Annotated in this window: 29 protein-coding genes; 16 read left to right on the top strand and 13 right to left on the bottom strand. The window is 66.6% G+C overall.

Annotated elements, in window-relative coordinates:
* Positions 1-2 precede the first annotated feature (2 nt).
* From BC793_RS44190 to BC793_RS44170, 5 genes are all read right to left on the bottom strand, one after another.
* Entirely contained in the window at positions 3-332 is a 330-nt protein-coding gene (locus BC793_RS44190) for a hypothetical protein (RefSeq protein WP_109602634.1), read from the bottom strand.
* Positions 333-429: 97 nt separating this feature from the next.
* Positions 430-861, bottom strand: coding sequence for a hypothetical protein (locus BC793_RS44185; RefSeq protein ID WP_109602633.1), 432 nt, complete (start codon positions 859-861; stop codon positions 430-432).
* A 100-nt stretch (positions 862-961) separates the two neighbouring features.
* Positions 962-1690, bottom strand: a complete 729-nt coding sequence (locus tag BC793_RS44180) for a GntR family transcriptional regulator (RefSeq protein WP_109602632.1) — start codon at positions 1688-1690, stop codon at positions 962-964.
* A 155-nt stretch (positions 1691-1845) separates the two neighbouring features.
* Complete coding sequence (locus BC793_RS44175) at positions 1846-2160, bottom strand: hypothetical protein (RefSeq protein ID WP_146246746.1); 315 nt, start codon at positions 2158-2160, stop codon at positions 1846-1848.
* Positions 2157-2396, bottom strand: a complete 240-nt coding sequence (locus BC793_RS44170) for a hypothetical protein (protein WP_109602630.1) — start codon at positions 2394-2396, stop codon at positions 2157-2159. Before BC793_RS44170 ends, BC793_RS44175 begins: the two co-directional genes overlap by 4 nt.
* Before the next feature lie 658 nt (positions 2397-3054).
* Between BC793_RS44170 and BC793_RS44165 the strand changes: the two genes are divergently transcribed.
* The 4 genes from BC793_RS44165 to BC793_RS49285 all read left to right on the top strand — a co-directional run bounded on the left by BC793_RS44165 (position 3055) and on the right by BC793_RS49285 (position 6440).
* Complete coding sequence (locus BC793_RS44165; RefSeq protein ID WP_109602629.1) at positions 3055-3960, top strand: DUF5919 domain-containing protein; 906 nt, start codon at positions 3055-3057, stop codon at positions 3958-3960.
* Positions 3957-4739 carry an inositol monophosphatase family protein gene (locus BC793_RS44160; RefSeq protein ID WP_109602628.1) on the top strand — a complete coding sequence of 261 codons (783 nt, stop codon included), beginning with the start codon at positions 3957-3959 and terminating at the stop codon, positions 4737-4739. The genes BC793_RS44165 and BC793_RS44160 overlap by 4 nt, the downstream gene beginning before the upstream one ends.
* Before the next feature lie 613 nt (positions 4740-5352).
* A complete protein-coding gene (locus tag BC793_RS49290) occupies positions 5353-5595 on the top strand; it encodes a hypothetical protein (RefSeq protein WP_146246745.1) in 243 nt (80 codons plus the stop codon).
* Positions 5595-6440, top strand: a complete 846-nt coding sequence (locus BC793_RS49285; protein ID WP_146246744.1) for a hypothetical protein — start codon at positions 5595-5597, stop codon at positions 6438-6440. Before BC793_RS49290 ends, BC793_RS49285 begins: the two co-directional genes overlap by 1 nt.
* A 345-nt stretch (positions 6441-6785) precedes the next feature.
* Here the strand turns inward: BC793_RS49285 and BC793_RS49280 are convergent, their stop codons facing one another.
* Entirely contained in the window at positions 6786-7436 is a 651-nt protein-coding gene (locus BC793_RS49280; RefSeq protein WP_146246743.1) for a hypothetical protein, read from the bottom strand.
* Positions 7437-7710: 274 nt separating this feature from the next.
* Between BC793_RS49280 and BC793_RS44150 the strand changes: the two genes are divergently transcribed.
* From BC793_RS44150 to BC793_RS44140, 3 genes are all read left to right on the top strand, one after another.
* Positions 7711-7914 carry a hypothetical protein gene (locus tag BC793_RS44150; RefSeq protein ID WP_109602626.1) on the top strand — a complete coding sequence of 68 codons (204 nt, stop codon included), beginning with the start codon at positions 7711-7713 and terminating at the stop codon, positions 7912-7914.
* A gap of 175 nt (positions 7915-8089) precedes the next feature.
* Positions 8090-8335 carry a hypothetical protein gene (locus BC793_RS44145; protein ID WP_109602625.1) on the top strand — a complete coding sequence of 82 codons (246 nt, stop codon included), beginning with the start codon at positions 8090-8092 and terminating at the stop codon, positions 8333-8335.
* Between the two features lie 375 nt (positions 8336-8710).
* Entirely contained in the window at positions 8711-9463 is a 753-nt protein-coding gene (locus tag BC793_RS44140; protein WP_146246742.1) for a hypothetical protein, read from the top strand.
* 813 nt (positions 9464-10276) lie between these two features.
* Here the strand turns inward: BC793_RS44140 and BC793_RS44135 are convergent.
* Positions 10277-11017 carry a cell wall anchor protein gene (locus BC793_RS44135; RefSeq protein ID WP_109602623.1) on the bottom strand — a complete coding sequence of 247 codons (741 nt, stop codon included), beginning with the start codon at positions 11015-11017 and terminating at the stop codon, positions 10277-10279.
* Between the two features lie 121 nt (positions 11018-11138).
* The gene (locus tag BC793_RS44130) at positions 11139-11627 is read right to left on the bottom strand and encodes a GNAT family N-acetyltransferase (protein WP_109602622.1); all 489 of its coding nucleotides are present in this window, start codon (positions 11625-11627) and stop codon (positions 11139-11141) included.
* Between the two features lie 134 nt (positions 11628-11761).
* Here BC793_RS44130 and BC793_RS44125 point away from each other — a divergent pair, with 134 nt between their 5' ends.
* Together BC793_RS44125 and BC793_RS44120 are read left to right on the top strand one after the other, a co-directional pair.
* Positions 11762-12430, top strand: a complete 669-nt coding sequence (locus tag BC793_RS44125) for a DUF6461 domain-containing protein (RefSeq protein WP_109602621.1) — start codon at positions 11762-11764, stop codon at positions 12428-12430.
* A gap of 93 nt (positions 12431-12523) precedes the next feature.
* Positions 12524-13039 carry an NUDIX domain-containing protein gene (locus BC793_RS44120; RefSeq protein ID WP_170167354.1) on the top strand — a complete coding sequence of 172 codons (516 nt, stop codon included), beginning with the start codon at positions 12524-12526 and terminating at the stop codon, positions 13037-13039.
* On the opposite strand, the gene BC793_RS49275 is transcribed toward BC793_RS44120, so the two are convergent.
* The gene (locus BC793_RS49275; RefSeq protein WP_146246740.1) at positions 12925-13329 is read right to left on the bottom strand and encodes a hypothetical protein; all 405 of its coding nucleotides are present in this window, start codon (positions 13327-13329) and stop codon (positions 12925-12927) included. The genes BC793_RS44120 and BC793_RS49275 overlap by 115 nt on opposite strands.
* A 716-nt stretch (positions 13330-14045) precedes the next feature.
* Here BC793_RS49275 and BC793_RS44115 point away from each other — a divergent pair.
* Entirely contained in the window at positions 14046-14606 is a 561-nt protein-coding gene (locus BC793_RS44115; RefSeq protein WP_109602619.1) for a YbaK/EbsC family protein, read from the top strand.
* A gap of 29 nt (positions 14607-14635) precedes the next feature.
* On the opposite strand, the gene BC793_RS44110 is transcribed toward BC793_RS44115, so the two are convergent.
* The 4 genes from BC793_RS44110 to BC793_RS44095 all read right to left on the bottom strand — a co-directional run bounded on the left by BC793_RS44110 (position 14636) and on the right by BC793_RS44095 (position 18267).
* A complete protein-coding gene (locus tag BC793_RS44110) occupies positions 14636-15277 on the bottom strand; it encodes a DsbA family oxidoreductase (protein ID WP_109602618.1) in 642 nt (213 codons plus the stop codon).
* A gap of 1 nt (position 15278) precedes the next feature.
* A complete protein-coding gene (locus BC793_RS44105; RefSeq protein ID WP_109602617.1) occupies positions 15279-15722 on the bottom strand; it encodes a SufE family protein in 444 nt (147 codons plus the stop codon).
* Positions 15723-16106: 384 nt separating this feature from the next.
* Positions 16107-16499, bottom strand: coding sequence for a CBS domain-containing protein (locus BC793_RS44100; RefSeq protein ID WP_109602616.1), 393 nt, complete (start codon positions 16497-16499; stop codon positions 16107-16109).
* Positions 16500-16533: 34 nt separating this feature from the next.
* Positions 16534-18267 carry a proline--tRNA ligase gene (locus tag BC793_RS44095; RefSeq protein WP_109602615.1) on the bottom strand — a complete coding sequence of 578 codons (1734 nt, stop codon included), beginning with the start codon at positions 18265-18267 and terminating at the stop codon, positions 16534-16536.
* Positions 18268-18461: 194 nt separating this feature from the next.
* Between BC793_RS44095 and BC793_RS44090 the strand changes: the two genes are divergently transcribed.
* The 6 genes from BC793_RS44090 to BC793_RS44065 all read left to right on the top strand — a co-directional run bounded on the left by BC793_RS44090 (position 18462) and on the right by BC793_RS44065 (position 23869).
* Positions 18462-19361: a sulfurtransferase gene (locus BC793_RS44090; RefSeq protein WP_109602614.1), complete on the top strand. Its 900-nt coding sequence runs from the start codon at positions 18462-18464 to the stop codon at positions 19359-19361.
* Between the two features lie 102 nt (positions 19362-19463).
* Positions 19464-20039 carry an RNA polymerase sigma factor gene (locus BC793_RS44085; protein ID WP_109602613.1) on the top strand — a complete coding sequence of 192 codons (576 nt, stop codon included), beginning with the start codon at positions 19464-19466 and terminating at the stop codon, positions 20037-20039.
* On the top strand, positions 20036-20863 hold the full coding sequence (locus BC793_RS44080; RefSeq protein WP_109602612.1) for a hypothetical protein: 828 nt from the start codon (positions 20036-20038) through the stop codon (positions 20861-20863). The genes BC793_RS44085 and BC793_RS44080 overlap by 4 nt, the downstream gene beginning before the upstream one ends.
* Complete coding sequence (locus BC793_RS44075; protein ID WP_109602611.1) at positions 20860-21720, top strand: ABC transporter ATP-binding protein; 861 nt, start codon at positions 20860-20862, stop codon at positions 21718-21720. Before BC793_RS44080 ends, BC793_RS44075 begins: the two co-directional genes overlap by 4 nt.
* Positions 21717-23195 carry a hypothetical protein gene (locus BC793_RS44070; RefSeq protein ID WP_109602610.1) on the top strand — a complete coding sequence of 493 codons (1479 nt, stop codon included), beginning with the start codon at positions 21717-21719 and terminating at the stop codon, positions 23193-23195. The genes BC793_RS44075 and BC793_RS44070 overlap by 4 nt, the downstream gene beginning before the upstream one ends.
* Complete coding sequence (locus BC793_RS44065; protein WP_109602609.1) at positions 23192-23869, top strand: hypothetical protein; 678 nt, start codon at positions 23192-23194, stop codon at positions 23867-23869. The genes BC793_RS44070 and BC793_RS44065 overlap by 4 nt, the downstream gene beginning before the upstream one ends.
* The last annotated feature ends 77 nt before the right edge of the window (positions 23870-23946 follow it).

Below are 23946 nucleotides of genomic sequence, written 5' to 3'. Positions count from 1 at the left end.
GGTCAGCTCACCGCCTTGTCGGCACCCTCGTTGAGGGCGGCGAGCACGTCGCGGATGCTGGCGATGCGTTCGGCGTCGGTGACGTTCGGGATCAGCAGCGCCCACGCCTCGATCCGGCCGATCGCCCCGGCGTACCGGTTGACGTGCTCCCAGCCGGTGAGCGCGTGCTCCCGAAGGCCCTCCTCAAGGGCTTCCTGATCAGCCGCGTCTTCGCAGTCGTCGCAGCGGTCGATGTCCGCGGTGAGGGGTTTGGGCTGGGTGCAGCCGATGCAGGTACGCCATACGGTGTTGCTCGGTGTGGTGACGCGGGCAGCGTCGACTACCTTGGCCATTACAGCCGTCTCCTTTTGCAGGTGGGTGGTTGAGCGCCCGGGACCGGGGATGACTTCTTGGCGGTTGTTGGCCCCGCTCCCGGACGCGACTTTCTGGTCAGGCGGCCGTCGCACGGCTGGCCTGCTGCGGCGCGGTCATGGCGCTGGCCTTGATCGACCAGGCCAGCCGCGACCGACACTTGCTGGCGCCGCCCTTGCAGCGCTGCGAGTCCACATACGGCGTGAGCATCACGTCGGTGAACTCGACCATCGGCGGATAGCCCGGCACCGCCGACGCGGGCGGAACCGGCTGCTGCGCCGCAGTGACCTTGACCTTGAACTCCTTCGACGCCCCGAACTTCCCGGCCTCCGGATCCAGGTCGAGGACCCGGACAAGCCAGACCCGTTCGCCGGTCTCCTTGTCGCGGAGCTGGTCGTCGCCCTGGCCGCGCTTGTCGAAGTCGGTGGCCGGCTCCACCCCGAGGCAGAGCACGCCGTGCGGTGCTACGTAGTCCCACGGCACCGGAACCTTGATCGAGTTGGGAACCACTTAATCCTCCGTCTGGCTATCAAGTCGACAACTTGACTTGTTATGTATGGACGATTGTAGCTCGCGATCCTCTATCGGCAAGGTTGTCGATGGAAAAAGATCAGCGAATGGGGAACGAGCCCTCGATCTCATGCCGGACAGCCGGGATCACGACGTCGACCGCGAACCGGGGGTCGCCACTCCGGTCGAACACCGTGACCAGCACCGTTAGTACCGCGTCTCGGTCTTCGATCCGCAGGAGTTCCGCTTCCTCCGCGGTGGGAAGCCGCGCTGAGATGCGTTCCGTGGCGTGGTCGAAATCGATGCCCTTGCGCGCCTTGAGATGCTGCAGGACGCCGTCGGGCAGAGGTGCCTTACGGCCGATGTCGGTGCCGGCCGCCAGTTCCACGGGGACGTAGAGCGAACTCAGCTCAACGGGGCCGACCTCGGACTCGACGAGACGCCGTCGCAGGATGATCGGGGTATCCGACTCCAGTTCCAGAGCTACGGCCGCCCGGTTCGGCGTCATGATCGCGCCGACTCGTAGCAGGGTCACATCCGCTTCCTCGCCCTGGTCGAGGAGTTCGAGCATCCGGTCGGCGGATTGCTGAGCGGCAGGGGAGGGCCGGCCTTTCACGAACCGGCCTTTGCCCTGCTGCGACTCGATCCAGCCGTCTTGCTGGAGGATGCCGAGTGCCCGCACCACCGTAGGGCGCGAGGTGTCGAACTCGGCCATCAGTTGCGTCTCGCTGGGGATGGTCGTGCCAGGTGCATACGTCCCGTCCTCGATGCGCTGCTGTACAGCGTTCACGACGACCGCATACTTCGGCGGTGGCACGTTGATGGCCATCCGGCTCTCCGCCCGCTCAATGAGACAACAACTCAACTTGTCAACACAGTAAAGCAAGACGTGGGCTCAGGGAACCTTGCCCGTCTGCCACAACTGCCTGCCAGGGACTTTGCCCAGGCTGCGCAGACGCAACCGGCATACCTAAGTGAGACGAGTCATGGCAGACGGCGGATCATCGCGATGATGGTCGTCAGGTCCGACCGGGTCACCCAACGCGCGATCTTCCGCAGCTCGTCCTGCCGCTGCTCAACGCGGGCCGCGAGCTTTTCCAAATCTGGTGCGCATAGCGGTAGTTCACCCAGCCGGTCGTGCACCGCGTAGAACGACCCTTCCGGGATGCGCACGTACCGGACCCACCTGTCGTTCATCGCGTGCAATACCTGCCACCCGGGAAACCGGGCCTCCAGAGCAAGCTGTGCTCGCATTTGCTGCCGCAGGTCCTCGGCTCCGGGCCACTCGTCGTCGCTCACCGCATCGTCCACCGCAGGAACCGATCGAACAGGTCCGCCGGATGCCGGTCGGCAAGCGCGCGAGCGGCCCGCTCCAACTCGTCCCACATCCGCATCGCAAGCTGGACCTCGTCGGGTGTACTGGCGATCAGGTAGTCCCGCGCCGGTGCGCACGGCCACGGCAGCGTGCAGGCGCTACATGCGTACGTCGCCGGATCCGGCTGATGCTCTGCGCCGGTACTTACGTCGGCCGTCATGCCGGTCGCCGCCTTGGGGCGCGGCCGCCGGCGCGGTACTCCTGCGCGGGAGTGAGCCGCCCGGCCCGCCCAACCTGGGGAAACATTTCCGTCGGGGCGGTCCAGTCCGGCAATGCCGGTCGTGGCTGGGAGCGGATCTTCTCCAGCCGCAATTCCAGGCACGGCCACGGCAGCCCGCACGTACAACGAGCGCGGCGAAACAGATTCCGTCTGGCTTTCCGGTGCATCACGGCCCCATCCGGTCGTTGGGAGCCCTGGCAGGCAAGCCGAAGCGCCATCGGCCAGCAGGGATCGCCTGGTAGGCGCGAGCGGAGGTCGGGCCAGAGCAACAGATCGGCGATTCCTGTGACAGCGGCCAGCACAGTCACGACTTCCGGGTCGGGCGGATCGGTGAACAGTCAGGACATGCCCGACGAACCATCCGCATGACGGTCTCGTCAGCGCGGATCACCCGACGCTTTGACGCCAACCGCCAGCCACGCCCTTCACAGGACCGGCACACCCCCGAGGAATTCGCCATGACTTCGATCGTGGCCGCCTGTCGGTTTTCAACCCATCACCCGCGATAGTCCATCAAGGAGTAACTTCTATCCGGTGACCGGATATCGAGATGTGTGGTTGATATCCGCAGCGCGGATCGAGCCGCCCGGGAGGGCACGTGAGCAGCCGAAACACCGCAACCTTCACTGTTCCGGCGCCGCTCTGGGACACCGACCCCGTGCTCGACGCCCTGGCGGCCCGTGACATCGCCCAGCTCTTTCGCCTTGTTCAACGTGAAACCAAGGTCAGTCAAAGCCACCTCGGGGTCGCCACCGGATTGAGCCAGGCCCAGGTCAGCGAGATCATCAGCGGCTCCCGCCGGGTAAGCAGCATCGACGTGCTCACCCGCATCGCATCCGGCCTCGGTATGCCCAGCCGCGCCCGCATCACCCTGCTACTCGGCGAACGCAACCGCACCAGCGCACCCGTCGCCTTCGCTGCCAGCTCAGCCGAGCAGCAAGCTACGGAACAGGAACTCACCGCCCGGTACGGCGACGTCGAGGCCGTCTACCCCAGCCGGTCGGAGTTCACCTCCCGTATGCCACCGCACGACCTGTTCGACAACGCCACCGACATCCGGGCCGTTGGCCTATCCCTCAACCTGATATGCCAGCAGTACGCGGACAGCCAGCTCGCCCATCTCGCGCAGAACGGCGCCCACCTCCGCCTGCTCTTCCTCGACCCCGCCGGCAACGCGATCCGGCAACGCGAGATCGAGGAAGACATGACCGCCGGCACTCTCGGCGCCCTCACGACTCTCAACCTCCAAGGCGTCCTCCGAGTCCGCGACCGACTCCCCGCCGACATCCGGGACCGCATCGAGGTGGCCACCTACGACCAGACCATCCGTGCCAACATCACCTTGATCAACGACTCGCTCTGCATCGCGCAGCACTACCTGCCCCACGCCCGAGGCGTCGAGTCCCCCACCATGGTGATCAAGAAGCGATGGCCGGCCGCCGGGCTTTACCACGTCTTCAAGCGCACCTTCGACGAACTGTGGAGCGGTGGCCAGCCCCGATGACCGACTACGCCGACCTACTTCCCATCGCGCACCAAGCCGTTGACCTTGCCCACAACGTCATGCGCACCATGCAACCCGGCGCACTGACAGCCAAGGGCGATCGCGACATGGCGTCCGAGGTTGACTACGCCATCGAGGAACAGGTCCGCGCCTTTCTGGCAGATCAGACTCCCGACATCGGCTTCCTCGGCGAGGAGAACGGCACCAGCGGAGCCACTGGCGGTTTGGTCTGGGCTCTTGACCCAGTAGACGGCACGGTCAACTTCGTCCACGGGTCGCCGCTCTGCGCAATCTCACTCGGTCTGATCACGGAGAACCGTTCGGTCCTCGGCGTCATCGACCTGCCATTCCTCGGCGCCCGATACTCAGCAGCAGAAGGCAACGGCGCCCACGCTAACTGCGAACCCATCACCGCCAGCACCACCGACCGGATCGCCGACGCGGTGGTCGCCCTTGGTGACTACGCCGTGGGCGATGACGCCGAACACAAGAACCGAACTCGTTTCGCCCTCACCCAACGACTCGCCAACAACGTCCAACGCATCCGCATGCACGGCTCAGCAGCCATCGACCTAGCCTGGCTCGCCGCCGGCCACATCGACGCCGTCATCATGCTCGCCAACAAACCATGGGACACCTCAGCAGGCGTCGTCATCGCCCGCGAAGCTGGAGCGCTCATTGTCGACCACGACGGATCACCCCACAGCATCCATTCGAGCGTGACGATCGCATCCAACGCCAAACTGCTGCCCAGAGTCCTTGAGCTATTCACCGATTGACGGCCACCCTGACCGAACCGCGTCTCAGCGTCCCTACAGCGAACGCTAAAACGAGACACGGGCCGGTCGGAGCCGTTCAAACTTGCTGTACGTCCTCAAGGCGGCCCGAAACGGGCCGCTCACGCCGCCGCCAGGGCGCGTGCCCCGTGCCGCCGCTGTCGCTTGGCCCGGGACACGCAGGCAGCCCGTCGGCTCGCGTGCAGGAGCGGAGTCGGGCCGCAGCTACGACAGTGACAGCGGTGTTGCATCGTGTGGGGTTAGGTTGGCCCGGCATCCGACCGGCACGGCCAGGGCGACGCGGCCGAGCTGCCGCGCCGAACCGCAGCGCGTTGCGGTCGTCGGTGCCGGGGCGGCGGCGCGCGGTGTGTCCGGGCCGCCCCTCCGAGGTCAAGGGCGCTTCGCGTCGCAAGCGACGGCCGCACGCGGCCGCCCTTGAGCTCGGAGCCTCTGCGGCCCTAGCGATCAGGGGTCAAGGGGCAGGCAAGTGTCCTGCCCGCCTTCGTGCGCGCGTCGCCGCCCCGGCCCCGCCTTACCAGCTCGCACCGCGTCAACCGCGTCTTGACAGTGGATTTAGTCAGACAAGAGTGTGACGCTATCGCCTACCCTGATCCGCATGGCACCGACTGAAGCCTTCATCCAGATGGTCCTTGACGAGGCGAAGAGCCAGATTGACAACGATCCGGCGAAGTTCCCTCATACGTCAGCGGGCATCGTAGCGAAAGCGCTAAGCGAAACTCTCGGCACGGAAGTTCCTGCGACAAAAGTGGTAGAAGCCGCAGAAATTCTTCTGCAACGGGGTCGTATCCAAGTCGACCGCCTAAACCCTGCCCCAGCTTACCGAATTTCGGTCCTTTGATGTCGGAAATTCTGGATTGGATCGCCCGCACTAGTCATGACTTTTGGGAATGGATTGGTAAAACTAATCCGGATACGTGGGCAGCTGCTGCCGGGTGGACTACGGCCTGCATAGCTGTTATCGCAAGCGTGGCCGCTTTCAGGCAAGTTCGAATTGCGAGAGAAGTTCGCGAAGAACAAGCTCAACCATATGTGGTGGCGTTTATGGAGCCGAGTCAGGCGGAACAGCACATCTTAGAGCTCGCCATCAAGAACTTCGGAACCACGGCCGCTCACGATGTTCGAGTCGAGTCGAATCCCCCGCTTGTGCGGACCGCTTCTGAGCATGAAAAAGAGTCCGAGACGGTGAAACTATTCGACATCATGCCAGTGATGGCCCCTGGGCAGGAATGGCGGATTTTCTGGGACTCCACCCTTAGGCGCAAAGACGCAGGACTCCCTGACCGTTTCGAGATCACGATTTACTACAAAGACTCGCATAGTAAAGAAATGAAACCAACAAAGGCGGTTCTGGACTGGACGGTATACAAAAGCCGCATGTGGGTTTCTACATACGGTCAGCATCATGCCGCTAAGGCACTGCGCGAGATTAGCTCGACAGTAAGTCGTTGGAGCGAGTTCGGAGGCGGCCTCAAGGTATTTTCGCGCGACGGCGACGCTAAAGATGAAGCAAGGAAGTTAACTCCTGAGGACCTCCAGCGGCTGGAAGATATCAACGATCGCGTACTTGGCCGCAAGAAAGATCCTGAACTGCCCGCACCAGAATCGCCAACAGTTAATCCCGCAGGCGAACCGGAATCTCTCCCCGCGTTGACAGAAGACCAACAAGACAGCGAAAAAGAGTGATAAGCGCCGCGTGCCCGCCACGTGCCCGATCAGGCGGTCAACAGGGGGCAAGTACGGTTAGCGCGGCGTCGGACAACTTCGCCATTAACGCTTGACCTGGCGATATCCGCTGCTGCGTTAGATCACTCAGAGGTTGCGGTGATCATCTGCCAGACTGTGTACGTTCGGTGCGAGGCAGGCGACTCATGACAGCGGTGGTGCAGTGGCAGCACCAGCGCTGTTCCGAACTTGGCCGGCCGCTCGTCCGTGACGTCCGCAGTGGGGGCGATGTCGTACCGCTGGTCAAGGCCCTACACGCTAACCGATGACTTAACGTCTGCCGCCTTCTGACTGCGGGTCAGACGGCTAGGTAACGCCTAGGTTTCGCCGGATGCTGGTTTTCAGCGCATCAAAGTTGGCTTCCATTACTGTTATATGTCCCTTGAGTTCGGTTCCCGCCGCATTGTTGCTGACTGGACTTGACTCTAATTTGTCGAAATCTATAGAGGCTGCAGCACATTGTGCAAGAGCTTCCCATACATCACTCATCATATTCATGGGCGCCCAAATGGAGACGTTTCTCGCGGCAGACTTGAGTTTATCAAGCTCAGCTAGGACTTCCTTAGAAATTTCAGGGTCCGCATCGTAACGAGCACCGTCCTCAAGCTCCGCGGGAAGACCTCCCTCGAGGATGTGAATATAATTAGCGAGGAGGCCGAGAAGGTTAGAGTAGGAATCCCGTCTCTCGTGATTCCATCGCGCTGCATCCTCACGTTCCCATTGCTCGCGTCGTTCCTGACGTTCTCGTTCCCAGCGGATGGCTTCCCGCTTCTCCTCTAATGCCCACCGTTCCCTTTCGCGGTTTCGCGTCGCGAAATGATTGACGATTGCCACAATAAGGCTTCCGATAACGCCGAGGACGGCGATGAGTAGCGCCAGGTTGGCGTTGTTGACCGCTTGCACAGTGGCCGGGGCCAACGATGGGGCAGTGCTAGGTTCGGGAGCGAGCAGCAGCATGCCGCCAGAGTGACCGAAGCAATCAACTCTGAGCGCTTCCGCCCGGACCGCTCCTTGATGCAGGCTGTCGTGCCCGTCCCGTGCCCGACGCGGGAGTCAATACCGGTCAACAAGGGTGGGGCGGTATGTCGGTTTCCTGACAGTCCAGTGCTGAGAGGGCAAGGGTAGTCATCGATACGATCGCAGTGGCGAAGTGAAGCCGAGCGAAGGAGATCCGTAGATGCCGGCCCATCGAGTCCCCGTCGAACATGGTGCGCTGTCTAGCTCCCACATCATGATCATGGAGTTCGACCCGACCAATGCCGAGATGGCGAAGTTCGGCGATACCTACGCTGACTCAGAGTTCAACCGAGCCGAGGCTGAACGAGACGCGGAAGCTGCGGCGGAAAAGGCGGCGTCGAAGGGACTCAAGCGGCAGTACCTCGTAGTACGGGTCAATGCGGTGGCCGCGTTTGCGTCCTATCCGTTGCCTGAGTGACTAACTGGGTGACGATCACTGGTGATCATGGTGGACGGCCATGGACAACGGTGGACGGCGGCGTGCAGCTCGAGGGCCGGATGTGCCAGTTCGCCCAAGATCGAAAAGTGCCTGGGGGTCAAAGAGTCCCCAACGCTCGCGTCAAGGCATCGACCTGAAACGCTAGGGTCGCCGCATGACTGCTGATGCCAGTGACTTCAGGCCCGTCGGACCGGGTTGGCTGATCGAAGCTGTCTGGGGAGTCGAAGACGAGACCGAACGTCACCCTCTCATCGGCTGGACGCGCAGCGACGACGGTGCTCGGTGGCTGCCCACCTACTTCGCGTACTCGATGATCACGCTCGACGTCGATAGCCCGGAGGCCATAGAAGGGCGGTTGAGCGTTCGAGTGGTTCCTGCGTCGGCATCGCACGCTGGCTAAGCGGGAGGTGCGCCCTCGGGGCGTGGGTGGCCAGTCACCTAGTTTCGTGCCGGATCCGTGCCAGACGGGTCGGTCCTTCGCGGCGACCAGCGGGGAACGGCGGTGAGTCGATCTATGCCGCCGCTGGTCAGCGCGATGCAGGTCAGCAATCTTGAGCGAGCACCGTCCTGGCAGTGTGGGAGTCACCCTCGGGTTGCCGATGCAGTCCAGGCGTGTAGGTCATGTAGTACTGCCGAATTCCTCTTTTTGGGATCAAGGCGCCGCGCAAGCGCGGCGCTGGCCGGTCGCGCTCGGCCTGCTGGCGGGCTCCGCCCGGCATCGGCCAGCGCGCCGGCCGATGTTCGCGGCCTTGGCTGCTGTGCACACAATGGCCTCATGAGTGACGGTCAGAGCTGGGTAGTGCCGATCGGCGCCAAGACTGTTGGTGCGCTTGCCGGAGCTGGTGTTGGGGGCCTACTGGTTCTTGCCGGGCTGGGAACGGCGAATCCCCTGTTGGTCGTTGGCGCCCCAGCGATCACCGCAGCGACGACCGAGCGAATGACCGAGTTCTTGGCCAAGCGATGGGCGGACCGCGCGGAACGTGTTGAGCGGTTCGGCGTCACGGTAGCTGAGCAGTCGGGAACGTCGCTGGATGAGTTGCTTGACGATGCCCTGACCGACCCGCGGAAGCTTGAGGTTCTCGCGCGAGCAGTTGAGGCTGCATCGCGTGCCCTTGACGAGGAGAAGATTGACCTCCTCGCTCGTGTCTATGTCGTGGGAGTCCATGACCAGGCACTGATCGATGAGAGCAGCATCCTGGTCGACAGCATCCGCCAGATTGAGGGACCGCACCTCAGGGTGATGCAAGTGCTCGCAACGCACGGCCCCCGAGTCTTGAAGGCCGGCGATGGTGGCCAGATCAACGCGTGGCCGGAGCCGGAACTCGCTGCTGAGGCTCGCACTGGGGAAGCGTTGCCAGCGCTGGTCGCGAAGCTGGTCAGCCTTGGCTTCGTCTATGACGAGGGGATCGGGCGCATCGACTACGAGCCCTATTGGCAGCTCAGTCCCTTCGGGCAGAACTGCCTGAACTTCCTCTCGCAGCGACAGGCGTCGGCGGATCCGGACCCCGACCGCAGTGCTTCCGAATAGCTGCACGGTCGCGCTCAGCGACAGACAGATTCTTCCCGCATGAAGCGGGCGTTCGTCCCATCTGGGTCTCGGACAACCCGAAGGCGTCGGTCTGGCGTGAGTCCGGCTCAAGTTGCTGCCGCGCCGCTTCGCGGCTTGCCACTGAATACGGTGGTCCGGGTGTTGCCGGGCCGGGATACGGCGCAGCGCCCGCCGGGCGGTGACCGGCGGGCGGTGGGGCCGGCCAGCCCGGCGGCTTCACTGCTGTACAGCAGTGAAGTACAGCAACGCCAGCAGTCGGACCGACCGGGACCGATCCTGATCAAGCTGTCTGACCTCGTACGACGCTTGATCAAACCGCGTCGCGGGTAATCCTTAGGTTCAGGGTTCGCGTGGGGTTGCGCTCAAGCTGCTGCCGCGCCGCTTCGCGGCTTGCCACCGGAAGCGGTGGCTCTGGTGGCGAGTGTGCGGGGCGCTGCTCGACGCCAGGTCGACCGATCCGCAAGATCAACGGGACCATATCGGGACCACATGAGCCTGCAAAGTGCTGTCAGGCATCAGAAGATGATCTAAAGGAACGCCAGCTCAGGAGATGATCCAACTATCCATTGATCCATGATCTTGGATTGGGGGTTCAAGTCCCCTGGGCTCCACCAAACAAACTGGTCTCTCGGAGGGTCGGCATCCTCTTCCGATAGGCGGCTCCACGAGAAAACCCCAGGTCAATGACCTGGGGTTTCTGCTTTTGCTCGGCTTGGCGTCGGCATAACTGCGCAGCAAACGGTACGCCGTTGCCCGGCTCGACGGAGCATCCAGCCGGGCGTGATCAAGTCGCTATGCCACGAAGCGGGAACGGCGGCGGCGTCCGATCACGTAGCCGACGCCGCCGAGGAGCAGGAGTGCACCGCCGGCGCCGGCCACCGTCCCGATGTCGGCACCGGTCACGGCCAGCCCACCACCCTCGCCGCTGGGGGCGTCCGTGCTGGCGGAGGCGGTGGGAACCGGCGCGGCGGTCGTCGTGGCGCTGGGCGTGACACTGGGTGTGACGCTGGACGTGGCGCTGGGATTGACGCTCGCCGACGGTGTGGGCTGCGACGCGCAGTCAAGCGCACGTGCGGCGTACAACTCCTCGTTCAGATAGGCCAGTGAGGCGTTGATGGTTCCGCTGTTGAGCGCCTTCTGCGCGGCCGCCTGCACGTTGGCGCCGGCGTCGGTCATGGTTCGGCCGACCGCGATCCGCAGATCCGCCGTCCTGGCGCTGTACACGCCCTTCTTGAGGAAGGCCCGCAAGTCCTCCGCGGTGCCGTCCAGATGCTTCTGTATCGCCGGAAGCAGGACGGGCAGCTCGTCGGTCCTCACCGCGGCCATGATCTGGTTGCCGACAAGCTGGACCTCCCCATCGGTGGCGGTGTCCAGGTCGATGGTGACCAGCTCGCGGATGTCCTTGTAGAGCTTGCGCTCGACCGTCTGGCAGGCCGCGTTGAGCCCGGGCGTTTCGGCCTGGGCGGCCGCCGGTGCCGCCGGAACCAGCAGAGCCAGCGCTATCAGTACGCCGGCCGGAATTCCTCGTCGCATGTGGTTCTTCCTCCCCCGTAGAACGCCAAACCCGGAGATACTACCGTCGATGGGTGCAGAGGTGTGCCCGGCGATTTTGCGATGGGCACAGGTCATCTCGACTCCGCGTCACATCCGACCTTCAGAGCCGCTTGGTCATGATGTGCTCCCGGCGTATCCCGTCGGGCATCAGATCGCCGGGTTCTCCGGTGTCGTGGAAGCCGTTCCGCTCGTAGAGGGCGATCGCGTTCCGGTTGCCTTCGGCCACGGCCAGACGCAGCGTCCCCGCCTTCACCTGCTGAGCCCACCGCTCGACCGCGTGCAGCAGGTGATCGCCCACGCCTCGGCCACGGCCCGCCGGCGTCACGTACATCGAGATCAACTCGACGACGCCGTCCTGATCAGTCGGCACTCCGCTGGCCATCCCGACGGGCTGTCCGTCGAGCAACGCCACCACGTTGTACGAGCCGGGAACGGAGAGCCGGTCCCGCCAGCGCTGTTCACCGTCGCCGTCACCCTGCCAGTCCGCCAGTCGGGAGCCGAAGGCGTACGGCGCCTCCGTGAGCGCGGCGAGCCGCAATTCACGCCACACCTTCCAGTCGTTTTCCGCGAGTACGCGCATTTCGATCATCGCCGAAGGCTGTCGCACCATCGGAGGGCCGGGCAAGGCGTTTTGCACCGCGGTAACGGCCAGGTGGCACGGAAGGGCCGACGTCAACCATGACTGGGACGTTACGGACCTTCGATCTTTGATCTACTAGGCAGGTGAAACGCCGTTCGGTCCTGCTCCTGTTGCCACTCGCTGCCGCCGGGTGTGGCTCACCCGGTGCTGCCGAGCCACGTCCGTCCTCCGCCGCCGTGCCGGACTACACCTGGCCGGACCGGCATCCGGACCTCACCCGCGGGTTCTGCTTCACCATCGTGCGGGGCATCATGCCGCATCCGCTCATCGAGAGAATGGGCGGTGAGGAACTGGAGCGGGTGGAATGGCAACGGGTCCTCGGACCCGGCGACGGTGAGGCGGGTGTGCGGACCCGGTTCTTCGTCGGGATCATGCGCGTCGGGAACTGGTCGATCATCGTGGAGGACAACGGCTCCCTCGGGGTGACCCCGGAGATCGTTCAGCCGCTGTCCGCGCCGCGTGGCCTCGTGCTCGGGTACCGAGGAGGCGGCGGCCGCCCCGGACAACTCATGATCTTCCGTGACGGAGATCTCGCACTTGATCTCGATACCTCCGCGCCAGACCGGGCCATCGGCACCAAGGCGCGCGAGCTCCGGCCAGATCTCCTGGCAGCGGGCTTGTCCGGAGATAAGGGACCGGCTGACCCGACCGCGTCGGCGCTCGCCTTCATCGCCGCCAAGACGGGTATCAAGCTGGCTGAGCCGTGGCTGGAGAAGGTGTCGTATCTGCTGGTCACCGTTCCGAAGGCATAGATGCGCATTTGACCGCACCTGAGTGTGCCGGGTTATCCACAGGGGAATGACGGAAGCCTGCACGGCGCAGGTCGTGCGGTTAGCCTGCATGTCGTGGATGAACGAAGACGGGCCGCCGCCGTGATCGTCCGAGACGGCCGTGTGCTGATGGTGCACGAGCGCAGCCGGCGTTCCGGTGGCGGAGAGTGGTGGACCCTGCCCGGCGGGGGCCTGCGCCCCGGTGAGACGGCCGAGGAGGCCCTGCGGCGCGAGGTCTTCGAGGAGACCGGCCTCATCGTCAGCGACGCCCGCTACGTGCTCGAGATGCCCTATCCGTCGGGCATGACGTCGGTCTTCGCGGTGACCGTGGCGGATGGGGAGCCGCGGGTCGGGCGCGATGACGGCTTCGGGCCCGAACAGCTCGGGGTCGACTGGCTGCCGGTGCCGGAGTTGCCGATCGAGACCACTGGTGTGCCGGTGCCACCGTTGATGGTGGTGCTGCCGACCCTTGACGGTCAGACCGACGGGGTCGAGCCCGCCAGCGGATCACTGGAGTCGACGGCCGGGGCGGGCGCGGGTGCCGGCCGGAGCGGGGACGTGACGGCGCGTCGGCGTTCCGCGACGAAGTAGAGGCAGGCTGCGGTGTAACCGGCGGCCAGCAGGGCGCTGACGGCTCGTACTGGCGGGGCGGCGAACGGTGTCACTGCGGTCACGGCCGCGATGAAGGCCCAGCATCCCAGCAGGATGGTGTTGACCGTGTCGGTCCGGTACCAGACGATTTGCGATCGACGGCGGGCCTGGCGCTGGATCTCGACGACCAGGGCGTGCGCCATCACCAGCGCCAGCATGCCGAGGACGAGGACCGCGAAGACCGAGTGCTGGCCGCCGGAGACGGCGACCAGCGCTGTGGCACCGACCATCAACGCGAGACCACTGACGGTCCCTACGCGCGCTTGCCGACGATCCTCCACAACCCCTGACGGTCGGCATGATCGGGCCGAATCTGAGCGCTTTCCGGCTCTTTCCCGCTCGGAACGCGTTCACCGACGCCGATCTGGCTGCATCTGGTGTATTTCAGGACTATTGTCCGCCGCACCCCACGATTTGCGGCCGCCTGCCCCGGCTTCCTTGTTCATCGGTTCGCCGAGTGGGATTCGTTGTTGATCGGCCTTGTGAGCGGTTCGTTTGGTCAGCCTCGGGAGCGGGTTCGTGTGGTTCGTCGGTTTGCGGGCGGGATTCGTTGCTGCGTGCTTCTACGCGCGGGCGCCGCAGGCTCCTAAGTTGGCCTCGTAGGCTCCCCCTGGATTCGTTCCCGGTTCCGTCGGGCCTTGGGCTTCGGGCTTGGGCTTCGGGCTTGGGCTTCGGGCTTGGGCTTCGGGCTTGGGCCTCGGGCATTTTGAGGCGTTAAGTCGCTCCGAGGCCCAGCAGGGGCCGTGTCGCTGATCCTGCGAGCAGGCGCCAGTGCGGTTCTGGTCCTGCGGGCGGCAGTAACGGCGTGCGTGGGCCACTCAGCTCCCTCATAGACCTGGCGGCCTGGGTGGCTTCGCTATCCGGGCGGCCGGCTCCTTCCGCATGCCGGATCTCGTTAGTGGCCCGATGTGCCGTGATCATCGGATTGGGTCAGGATGGCGGGATGATGGGAAGCCTCCAGACCGAACCCGCCCAGTCCCGCCCCGATCTGCTCGCTCCGCCGGTCGCCAAGGCTCTTGCGGTCTGGCCGCCCGAAGGTCCCATCGACGCCGACCACGTACTGGTGGCACCGATCAATCCCGACCTGGCGGACACCGCGGCTTTCTGTGAGGCGTACGGCGTTGCCCTCGCCGAATCCGCCAACTGCGTGATCGTGGCCGGCGCCCGGGGTGGAGTCACCAGATATGCGGCCTGCATCATCCTTGCGACCACGCGGGCGGACGTGAACGGTGTGGTCCGCCGGCACCTCGACGTACGTAAGGCCAGCTTTGCGTCGATGGACGAAGCGGTGTCATTGACCGGTATGGAATATGGCGGCATCACCCCGATCGGGCTGCCCGTCGACTGGCCGATCTTGGTCGATGCCCGCGTGGTGGCCACCCCGCACGTGATCATCGGCTCGGGTCTCCGGCACAGCAAGATCGCTATTGCCGGCCCAGCGATCGGCGCCCTACCTGGCGCGGAGGTCATCGACGGTCTCGCGCGGTCCGTACCCGAGGTGCACTGACGAGTGTCTATGTCGTTTCACGTGAAACGTCATAGACCGGCGTTGGCGCTCTCCCGTCGGGCGATCTCCTCGAAGGCGGCCAGCAGCGTTTCGGTGTCGTGAGCGCCCGAAAGCACGTACTTCCCGTCGATTACGAAGGTGGGAACGCTGCTGATGCCGAGCGCCCGAGCCTCTTCGATGTCGGTGTTGACCGCGGCGGTTCCGGCCTGCGACTCGAGGTGAGCCAGCGCTGCCGCGGCGTCCAGCCCGATCAAGCCGGCGACGTCGGCGAGTGCCGGTAATGAGCCGATGTCGATGCCGTCGGTGAAGTGTGCGCGTTGCAAGGCGTCCAGCATGTCGGCCTGCCGGTCCTGTGTTGCCGCCCAGGCGATCAGCCGGTGTGCCGCGAAGGTGTTGGCGGCGAGTGCCCGATCGAAGTCGAGCGTCAGGCCCTCGCTGGCGGCCACTGTTTTCACCCGCGCGAACATCTCTTCGGCCCGCGCCGGTCCCCCGAACTTCTCGGCCATCACGTGCTTGATCGGCAGTGGCTCCGGCACCGGCGCGGCGTCCAGTTGGTAGGCCCGATAGGTGACCGTCGCTTCGGGGCCGAAGGTCGCCAGCGCTTTCTCCAGCCGCACCTTGCCGAGGTAGCACCACGGACAGACAACGTCGGACCAGACCTGAATATCCACGTCACTCAGCCTGGAGAGGGGTCACCTGCTCGGCGACCTGCCGCTTGAGGCGACCCAGGATCGCTGTCCCGCCACGCACCCGCAGCGGGCTGATCGCGTTGGCGAGACCCATCCGAGAATAAAGATCATCGGGTACGGCCAGAACCTCCGTGGCGGAGGCTCCCGCCAGGCCCTCGGCCAGAATGCCGGCGAACGCGCGCGTGGTCGGCGACTCGGGCGGACAGTCGAACAGGGACACCACGCTGCCGTCCGGCTGCACGACCGCCTTCAGGAAGAACTGCGTCTGGCACTCGGGAACCTGCTCCATGCCCTCATGCCCGGCCAGGTCTTCCGGCAGCGGAGGCATCGCATCGGCGAACTCCAGCAGCATCTCCAGCACGACATCGCGCGGAGCGGTCGCAAACTCATCGACGATCTCAGCCAGCTTCGGCGGCATATCACTCACACCATCGACCCTACGCGCTGATCTCCGCAGCGCCTGCCGTGCGCTGCCTCACCACCTCACCCTGCCGCCCGCAATTCCCCCGGCCGGCGATGCGACCGGCGTCGCGGCTGGCCCGTGGTGCGGGCGGCTCGTGATGCGGGCGGCTCGTGGTGGGCGGTTCATGGTGCGAGCGGCTCGTCGTGCGGGCGGTCCGTGCTGCGGGCGGTGCGTGGTGCGGGTGGTCCGTGGCGTGGGTGGTCCGTGGTGTGGCCGGCCCGAGATTCCGGCCGCCCACCATTTGACTGGCCCGTGATGCCGGACCGACGTCAATTGCGGACAGCCGGAATCCCAGTGGGCGCTGGGCGGAACGGGCCTCCAAGCGGGCCGACCACGTTGCGGGTGGGATCAGGCGGCGGCTGAGGACGTCGGTAGGAGCGCTACGTCGCTGAGGCTGAGGATGCCGACCAGCTTGCGGTCGGCATCGCAGACCAGGAGCCGGCGGACGCCTCGATCTCGCATCGCGTGAACGGCCTCCTCGACCGTTGCGCTCTGCTCGATCATCAACAGCTCACGAGTGGCGATCGCCCCCAGCGTCGTGGTGGCCGGCGACAACTTCTCGGCTATCGCCCGGACCACGATGTCCCGGTCGGTGACGATGCCGGCCATGGTCGGGCCCTGGGTGACGACGACGTCGCCGATGCCCTGGTCGCTCATCACCTGGGCGGCCTCGTCGAGTGGGGTGTCCTCGGGAAGGTAGACGACCCGCCGGGTCATCGCGTCCGCGACCAGCCTGACCATTGCTCTGCTCCTCCACCGCCGTTGCCTCACGGGGTTACCCGAGCTCCGCTGTCATTACACCCGAGACGTCCACAAGGGGCACTTCCTTTCGCTCCTGCGTGCGACGGTCGCGTACCTCCACGTACCCCTCGGGGAGACGGCGGCCGACCACGACGCACCGGGGGATGCCGATGAGCTCGGCGTCGGTGAATTTGACCCCGGCCGAGACGTTGGGCCGGTCGTCGACGAGAACGCGGAGCCCGGCCTTTGACAGCGTTCCGGCCAGGGTGAGAGCCGCCTCGACCTGGCCGTCCTTGCCGGCTGCGACGATGTGCACGTCCGCGGGGGCGATCGAGTCCGGCCAGATCAGCCCGCGATCGTCGTGGTGTTGCTCGGCGACGGCCGCGACCGCCCGGGACAGGCCGATGCCGTAGCAGCCCATCGTCGGCCGGGCCGGCTTGCCGTCAGCGCCGAGCACGTCGACCTTGAACGCGTCGGTGTAGCGGCGGCCCAGCTGGAAGATGTGGCCGATCTCGATGCCGCGGCGCATGGTGAGACTGCCGTCACCGCACGCCGGGCAGGGATCACCGGGCCGGACCTCGGCCGCCTCGATCGTCCCGTCGGGGGTGAAGTCGCGGCCGCAGACCACGTCGGTGGCGTGCCTGCCGGGTTCGTTGGCGCCGGTCAACCAGGCGGTGCCGGGGGCGACGCGGGGATCCGCCAGATATCTGATCTTGATGCCCTGCGGTCCGATGTAGCCCTTGACCAGGTCGGGGCGGGCGTCGAAGCCGTCGAAGAGGACCGCGGTCGCCGGGGCCAGGGCGGCGTTGAGCCGCTTGAGGTCGACCTCACGGTCGCCGGGCAGGCCGATCGCCAGCAACTCCGGCTCGCGGCCGGGATGTTGCACGGTGACCACCACGTTCTTCAGAGTGTCAGCAGCCGTCCAGTCGGTCCGCCCGCCGAGTGCTCGCTCGTTGGCCAGCTCGACCAGGGAGGCGATGGTGGGGGTCCCGGGAGTGTCGTGCACGGCCGTCGGGGCCGCGGTCACCTCGCGGGCGGGCGGGGCCGGTGTGGTGACGGCCTCGGTGTTGGCGGCGTAGTCACAGACCGTGCAGCCGACGTAGGTGTCCTCGCCGACCTCGGCCGTGGCCAGGAACTCCTCGGACGCCGAGCCGCCCATCGCTCCGGACACCGCCGAGACGATCGAGTGCTCCAGCCCGAGGCGCGTGAAGATCCGCTGGTAGGCGGCACGCATCCGTGCGTACGCCTCGGTGAGGCCGGTGTCGGTCAGGTCGAAGGAATAGGCGTCCTTCATGAGGAACTCGCGGCCGCGCAGCAGGCCGCCCCGCGGCCGTGCCTCGTCGCGGAACTTGGTCTGAATCTGGAAGAGGATGAGTGGAAAGTCCCGATAGGACCCGGTCATGTCCTGCACGAGAAGCGTGACCATCTCCTCGTGTGTCGGCGCGAGCAGATGATCGGCGCCGCGCCGGTCCTTCAGCGTGAAGATGTCATCGCCATACTCGGTCCAGCGGCCGCTCGTCTCATAGGGCTCCCTCGGCAGCAGTGCGGGGAACGAGATCTCCTGTCCGCCGGCCGTGACCATCTCCTCCTGGACGACCGCGACGACCCGGTCGAGGACCAGCTTGCCGAGTGGCAACCAGGTGTAGCCGCCCGGAGCGGCGCGACGGACGAACCCGGCGCGCACGAGGAGGCGGTGACTCGGCACCTCCGCGTCCGCCGGCTCCTCACGCAGGGTCTTGAGCAGCAAGGTGGACATCCGAAGCAACATGTGGCGAGCCTAGGCACCGGGTACGACGAATTCACCCGGTTATCCACATGTCACCGGCGTCACATCAGTTTCGCCCGAGATCACCCGGCCTCGAGGTGAGCCGGCGCTGACCTGGCTGCTCCGGGCGATCCCGGCGTCGCAAAGCGTTCGTCGCCGGTCCCGATCGGCGGCGGATAAGCGCTAGCGTGACAGGCATGTCCGTTCCGAACGATCCGGCGCAGGCGCTTCAGGCGTACGCGCATCCTGACAAACTGGTCACCACTGAATGGCTTGCCGCGAATCTGGACACTGCCGGCCTGGTCGTCGTCGAGTCGGACGAGGACGTGTTGCTCTACGACACCGGCCACATCCCCGGCGCGGTCAAGGTCGACTGGCACCTGGAGCTCAACGACCAGCTCACCCGCGACTACCTGGACCCGGCGGCGTTCGCTGAGATGTGCGCCGCCAAGGGCATCAGCCGCGACGACACGATCGTCTTCTACGGCGACAACTTCAACTGGTGGGCGGCGTACGCGCTGTGGGTCTTCAGCCTCTTCGGTCACCGCGACGTGCGGTTGCTCGACGGCGGCCGGCAGAAATGGGCAGCCGAGGGACGCACCCTGACCAGGGACAAGACCACCCGTCCGCCGGCCGACTACCCGGCCCCGGTCCGCAACGACGCGGAGATCCGCGCTTTCCGTGACCAGGTGATGGGCCACATCTCCAGCGGGCGGCCGCTGGTCGACGTGCGCTCGCCCCAGGAGTACACCGGTGAGCTCACCCACATGGCGGCTTATCCACAGGAGGGCGCGCTGCGCGGCGGGCACATCCCGGGCGCCGTGAGCAAGCCGTGGAAGTCGGCGGCGAACGAGGACGGTTCGTTCAAGCCCCACGACGAACTCGTCAAGATCTACGGTGACGAGCTGGGCCTCGAACCGGCGGACGACATCATCGCCTACTGCCGGATCGGCGAGCGGTCCAGCCACACCTGGTTCGTGCTGCATCACCTGCTCGGTTATCCCCAGGTCCGGAACTACGACGGCTCCTGGACCGAGTGGGGCAACCTGGTCCGTGCCCCGATCGCCAAGGGCGCGGAGCCCGGCGGGCTCAGCTGACCTCTGGTCCACCGCATCCGGAGAAACCGTAGCGGCGTCGCCTTCCACAGGCGGCGCCGCTTTGCGTGAACCAAATCCGGGGTCGTCCGCGATAGTCCAGATGTGCGACGAAGAAGACAGCGACCGATACCCCCGGTCAGCGAGCAGAGCAGTGACGCGGAGCTGCTGCACGCCATCGCCGCCGGGGAGACGTCGGCGCTGCGCCTGCTGCACCACCGGCATGCCGGCTGGCTCCGTGCCCGACTGCGCCGGCGATGCGCCGACCCCGATGTGGTGGACGCGGCGATCCAGGACACGTTCGTCGCGGTGTGGAAAGACTCCGATCGGTATGTGGAGACGAGCGCCGACGCCGCAGCCTGGCTCTGGACCATCGCCGTCCGGCGGCTCCTCTCGACCTTGCGCGGGCCGGCGCACCGCTGGCTGAGTGGTCCCGCAGACGAGCTGCCCGATGTCGCCACCACCCCCTCCGCCGAGGAGCTGGTGCTGCTCGGCGTCGAGCACGGCGCTCTCGGCCCGGCCCTTGACCGGCTTTCCCCCGAGCTGCGCCGGCTGATCGAGGCGACCGCGCTCGACGGCCTCTCGGTCCGCGAGGCGGCAAAACTGCTCGGCATCGCCGAGGGCACCGCGAAAACACGTCTCATGCGCGCCCGGACCCGGCTGAGGGAGCTGCTCACATGACCACCGACTGGCATCTCGACCCAGGCCTGCTCGAGCAGTATGAGACCGGTGTTCTCGGTCCCAGCCGGATCATGGCGGTGGAGGCGCACCTGCTGGCCTGCGCCGGCTGCCGGGCCCTGATCCCGGCCGACGACGCCTGGCTGGCCGACAGCTGGTCCGCTGTCTACGACGACATCCACGCGCCCCGGGTCGGTTCGATCCAGCGGCTGCTGACCCGTGCCGGGTTGCCCGAGCACCGGTTTCGCCTGCTCACCGCCACGCCCACGCTGCGCTGGTCGTGGGTGCTGGCGACGGCCGCCGTGTTGATGCTGGCGGTCGCCGCAGCCCGGGTCGGCGCCGACAGTTCCGTGCCGATCGCCCAGGCCTTCCTGGTGCTGGCCCCGATCCTCCCGGTGATCGCCGTCTCGGGGGCTTACGGTCCACCCGCCGACCCGATGCACGAGATCACCGGCACCACTCCCGCCGCGGGGCCGGCCCTGGTGCTGTGGCGGGCGGTCTCGGTGATCGGCGTCGCCGTCCTGATGGCGACCGTCGCCGCGGTGCTGCTGCCCGGCCCCGGGTGGTATGCGGCGGCCTGGCTGCTCCCCGCCCTCCTGCTCTGCACCGGGACGTTGGCGCTGGCCACCGTCCTGTCACTGCCGGTCGCGGCCGGGATTCTCGGTGGGCTCTGGATCACCGGTGTGCTGGCTGCCGCGAGTGACGAGCGGGCCGTGGCGTCGATGTTCGGTCCCACCGCGCAACTCGCCTACCTGGTGTCCGCGGTGCTCGCCGCCGCTGTCCTGATCCTGCGCCGCCGCCGCTTCGACCTGGGGGAAAACCGATGACCATCGTTGCTGTTCAGGGCCTCGCCAAACGCTACGGTGCGACGGTCGCGCTCGACTTCGTCGACATGGAGATCACGGTGGGAGTGACCGGCCTGCTCGGGCCGAACGGCGCCGGAAAGAGCACTCTGCTGCGCTGCCTGGCCACCGCGCTCGCCCCGGATGCCGGGACGATCCGGGTGGGTGGGCTCGACCCGGCCGTGGCCGCCCAGCGGACCGAGGTGCGGCGACGGATCGGCTATCTGCCGCAGAACCCCGGGCTCTACCCCAACTTCACCACGTATGACCTGCTTGACTACGTCGCGGTCCTCAAGGAGATCACCGACGGTCGGCAGCGCCGGGCCGAGGTGCGCCGCGTGCTGGACGAGGTCGAGCTCACCGATCGGGCGAAGACCAAGGTCCGCAAGCTGTCCGGGGGGATGCGCCAGCGGCTCGGCCTGGCCCAGGCGCTGCTCGGTGATCCGGCCCTGGTGGTCCTGGACGAGCCGACCGTCGGTCTCGACCCGGAGCAGCGGATGCTGTTCCGGGCGCTGATCTCCCGGCTCGGTGAGCGGCGGACCGTGCTGCTCTCCACCCACCAGACCGAGGACGTCGGTGCCCTGTGCGAAAGGGTCGTGGTGATGAGCGGCGGCCGGGTGGTCTTCGAGGGCAGCCCACGGGAGTTGGCCGGCGTCGCCGAAGGGCAGGTGTGGCTCTCCGAACAGCCGCCGGTGGGCAATGCGGCCTATTGGCGGAACGCGGACGGCTTCTACCGGACGATCGGGCACCAACCGGCCGGCGCCGAGGCGGCCAGGCCGTCCATCGAGGACGGATACCTGCTGCTGCTCGGCAACGCGGTGACCACCGGAGCGACCCGGTGACCGTCACGATGGAGCCTGCCGGGCAGGCGATGGCGACCCCGCGAGCGGCGACGGTGGCACTGGGCCGGGCCGAGGCCAGACGCCTGCTGCACAGCCCGTTCTACTGGGGCGGGGCTCTCCTGGCGACAGCACTCGGTGTCGTCTGGGCCTGGACGAGGATGCCGACCTGGGCCACCTTCGCCGAGAACTCCGGGATGAGCTCGCTGGTCCTGTCCGCCGGTCTGCTGATGGCCACGCACCTGGCCGCCGGCCGGGATCGAAGGGCCGGCGCCGAGGAGAGCACCAGTGCCATGCCTGCCGGTCCAGCCCGCCGGGCGCTCGCGATGCTGGTGTCGGTGCCGGTCGCCATGCTCACCGGTGCGGCGGTCCAGCTGCTGTCCCTGCTGCTGCTGTTGCCCACCTGGCCGGTCGGTGAGTTCGATCCCTGGGCGTCCGCGGTGGTCCTGGTGATCCCACCGATCGGCGCGGTCATCGGTGTCCTGGTGGGCCGCGTGCTACCGGGGCCCGCGGCCGGGCCGCTCACCGTCGTCGCGCTCTGCGCTCTGCTGATCGCGTTGCTGGCTCTGCCCAACTATCCGCTGAACTACACCGGGGCGCTGTGGCCGGTTCCGGAGCCGCCATGGGAGATCGGGGCACCCCGCCCTTCTGGATGGCACCTGATCTACCTGGTCGGGGTGTTGATCGCGCTGGCCGCGGCCGTCGCGTGGCGGGCCTGGCCGAAAGCCTCGGCGACAGTCCTGGTGGCGGCCGTCGCATGCGCCGGTGTGTCGGTCGAGCGGCAGACAGCGGAGACACCGACGGTGATCAGCATGGACCTGGTGAATCAGTACACCGGTCCCGCGGTCCTGTCCTGCCAGACGCATCAGCAGGTCCACTACTGCGCGCTGCCCCACTTCGAGGATTGGATCGAGAACTGGAGGGAGGCGGTGGAGCCGGTCGCGGCACACCTGCCACCCGGTGCCCAGCGGCCCACGGTGCGGCAGATCGGCACCGGGTACGACCGGGAGCCGATCACCCCGGGAATCCCGGAGATCGTCACCTCCCACTCGTGGGGCCGGATCGGCGGCTGGGCAGCGGACTCCCGGACGAGGATGGCGCGGGACTACGCGGCAGCGTCGGTGGAGATGTATACGGGCGGGTTCTTCCATACCGATTGCGACGCCTCGGGCCAGCACCGCACAGCCGCCGCGTTGTGGCTGCTCGCACAGAGTCTGCCGAACGGCGTCGAACAGGTCCGTAACGGTGAGCTCCGGATTCCTCGGGCGCGGTATGGCCAGGCTGAACTGGACGCCGCCGTGACCCTGCTGGACCGGCCGTATGACGAGGTCGCCGGATATCTGGCGGAGCACTGGACGGAGTTGCGCGACCCGTCGTCGACCGCACTTGCCGGCCTCGGTGTGACTCTCACTCCGCCGGCAGTTCCCGCGGCCGAGTCCCAGGGCGAGCCACGCAGCGAAGCGGGCGTCTGCCGATGACCGACAGGCTTCCGACGACGGCCGGGTTTCCGCTGAGCGGGCTGCTGACGACGACCAGGCTGTTGATCCCGCACCTGGTACGGGCGGTGCCGTGGTGGCCATTCGGAGCAGCGGTCCTTCTCGCGGTGCTGGCACAGATGTCGGTGCTGGTCGAGAATCCGCTGGACTGGGCGGTGCTGTCCGGGTTGTGGCTGGCGGCGGGTGCGCTGGGGGCCGGGGCCGGGTTCGCGCTCCCCGACGCGATGGGGTCCACAGTGATCACGCCGGTGTCCCGATGGGTGCGGCAGTGGCTGCGAGCGGCGTTGGTGCTGCTGCCGGCGGTCGCCGTGTGGGCACTGCTTTACATCGGGGTGCGGCAGGCCGTTGCTTCGCACATCACGTGGCCGGCGGGCCTGGTGATCCTTCAGGCGGCGGTGTGCGGGTTGTTGCCGGTGGCAGCCGCCGCGGTCGGGGCGCGTTACCGCGAGACGACGACCGGCGCCCTTGTCGGTCCGGCCGCACAGGGGGTGCTGCTGGTCGGAAGTCTGTTCTTCACCCAGCAGGCCTCGCCCTGGTTGATGCCGGGCCCCACCGGCTGGACCGCTGCACAGCAGGTCTGGCCGATCGCCCTGGTGCTTTTGTTGATCATGCTTCTGCTGGCCAACCGCGAATCAACAAGTCCGGCCGGCGCCTGATGACCGGCACTTGACGGGGCGACGGCTGATGGGACTCAGGCGCCGTATGGGTGGCGATGTCCGGAGAAAGATGTCGG

The organism is Actinoplanes xinjiangensis (assembly GCF_003148685.1).
GTDB classification, from domain to species: Bacteria; Actinomycetota; Actinomycetes; order Mycobacteriales; family Micromonosporaceae; genus Actinoplanes; species Actinoplanes xinjiangensis.
This window is presented reverse-complemented; position numbering and strand designations above follow the sequence as displayed.

Bases quoted from the DNA above. Each gene is read 5' to 3' on its own strand.
- BC793_RS49280 (WP_146246743.1), bottom strand. From the start codon at position 7,436: ATGCTGCTGCTCGCTCCCGAACCTAGCACTGCCCCATCGTTGGCCCCG.
- BC793_RS44160 (WP_109602628.1), top strand. From the start codon at position 3,957: ATGACCGACTACGCCGACCTACTTCCCATCGCGCACCAAGCCGTTGAC.
- BC793_RS44065 (WP_109602609.1), top strand. From the start codon at position 23,192: ATGACCGACAGGCTTCCGACGACGGCCGGGTTTCCGCTGAGCGGGCTG.
- BC793_RS44180 (WP_109602632.1), bottom strand. From the start codon at position 1,690: ATGGCCATCAACGTGCCACCGCCGAAGTATGCGGTCGTCGTGAACGCT.
- BC793_RS44095 (WP_109602615.1), bottom strand. From the start codon at position 18,267: ATGTTGCTTCGGATGTCCACCTTGCTGCTCAAGACCCTGCGTGAGGAG.
- BC793_RS44075 (WP_109602611.1), top strand. From the start codon at position 20,860: ATGACCATCGTTGCTGTTCAGGGCCTCGCCAAACGCTACGGTGCGACG.
- BC793_RS44080 (WP_109602612.1), top strand. From the start codon at position 20,036: ATGACCACCGACTGGCATCTCGACCCAGGCCTGCTCGAGCAGTATGAG.
- BC793_RS49275 (WP_146246740.1), bottom strand. From the start codon at position 13,329: ATGGTCGGTGCCACAGCGCTGGTCGCCGTCTCCGGCGGCCAGCACTCG.
- BC793_RS44150 (WP_109602626.1), top strand. From the start codon at position 7,711: ATGATCATGGAGTTCGACCCGACCAATGCCGAGATGGCGAAGTTCGGC.
- BC793_RS44190 (WP_109602634.1), bottom strand. From the start codon at position 332: ATGGCCAAGGTAGTCGACGCTGCCCGCGTCACCACACCGAGCAACACC.
- BC793_RS44145 (WP_109602625.1), top strand. From the start codon at position 8,090: ATGACTGCTGATGCCAGTGACTTCAGGCCCGTCGGACCGGGTTGGCTG.
- BC793_RS49285 (WP_146246744.1), top strand. From the start codon at position 5,595: ATGTCGGAAATTCTGGATTGGATCGCCCGCACTAGTCATGACTTTTGG.
- BC793_RS44130 (WP_109602622.1), bottom strand. From the start codon at position 11,627: ATGATCGAAATGCGCGTACTCGCGGAAAACGACTGGAAGGTGTGGCGT.
- BC793_RS44135 (WP_109602623.1), bottom strand. From the start codon at position 11,017: ATGCGACGAGGAATTCCGGCCGGCGTACTGATAGCGCTGGCTCTGCTG.
- BC793_RS44115 (WP_109602619.1), top strand. From the start codon at position 14,046: ATGGGAAGCCTCCAGACCGAACCCGCCCAGTCCCGCCCCGATCTGCTC.
- BC793_RS44100 (WP_109602616.1), bottom strand. From the start codon at position 16,499: ATGGTCAGGCTGGTCGCGGACGCGATGACCCGGCGGGTCGTCTACCTT.
- BC793_RS49290 (WP_146246745.1), top strand. From the start codon at position 5,353: ATGGCACCGACTGAAGCCTTCATCCAGATGGTCCTTGACGAGGCGAAG.
- BC793_RS44170 (WP_109602630.1), bottom strand. From the start codon at position 2,396: ATGACGGCCGACGTAAGTACCGGCGCAGAGCATCAGCCGGATCCGGCG.
- BC793_RS44090 (WP_109602614.1), top strand. From the start codon at position 18,462: ATGTCCGTTCCGAACGATCCGGCGCAGGCGCTTCAGGCGTACGCGCAT.
- BC793_RS44140 (WP_146246742.1), top strand. From the start codon at position 8,711: ATGAGTGACGGTCAGAGCTGGGTAGTGCCGATCGGCGCCAAGACTGTT.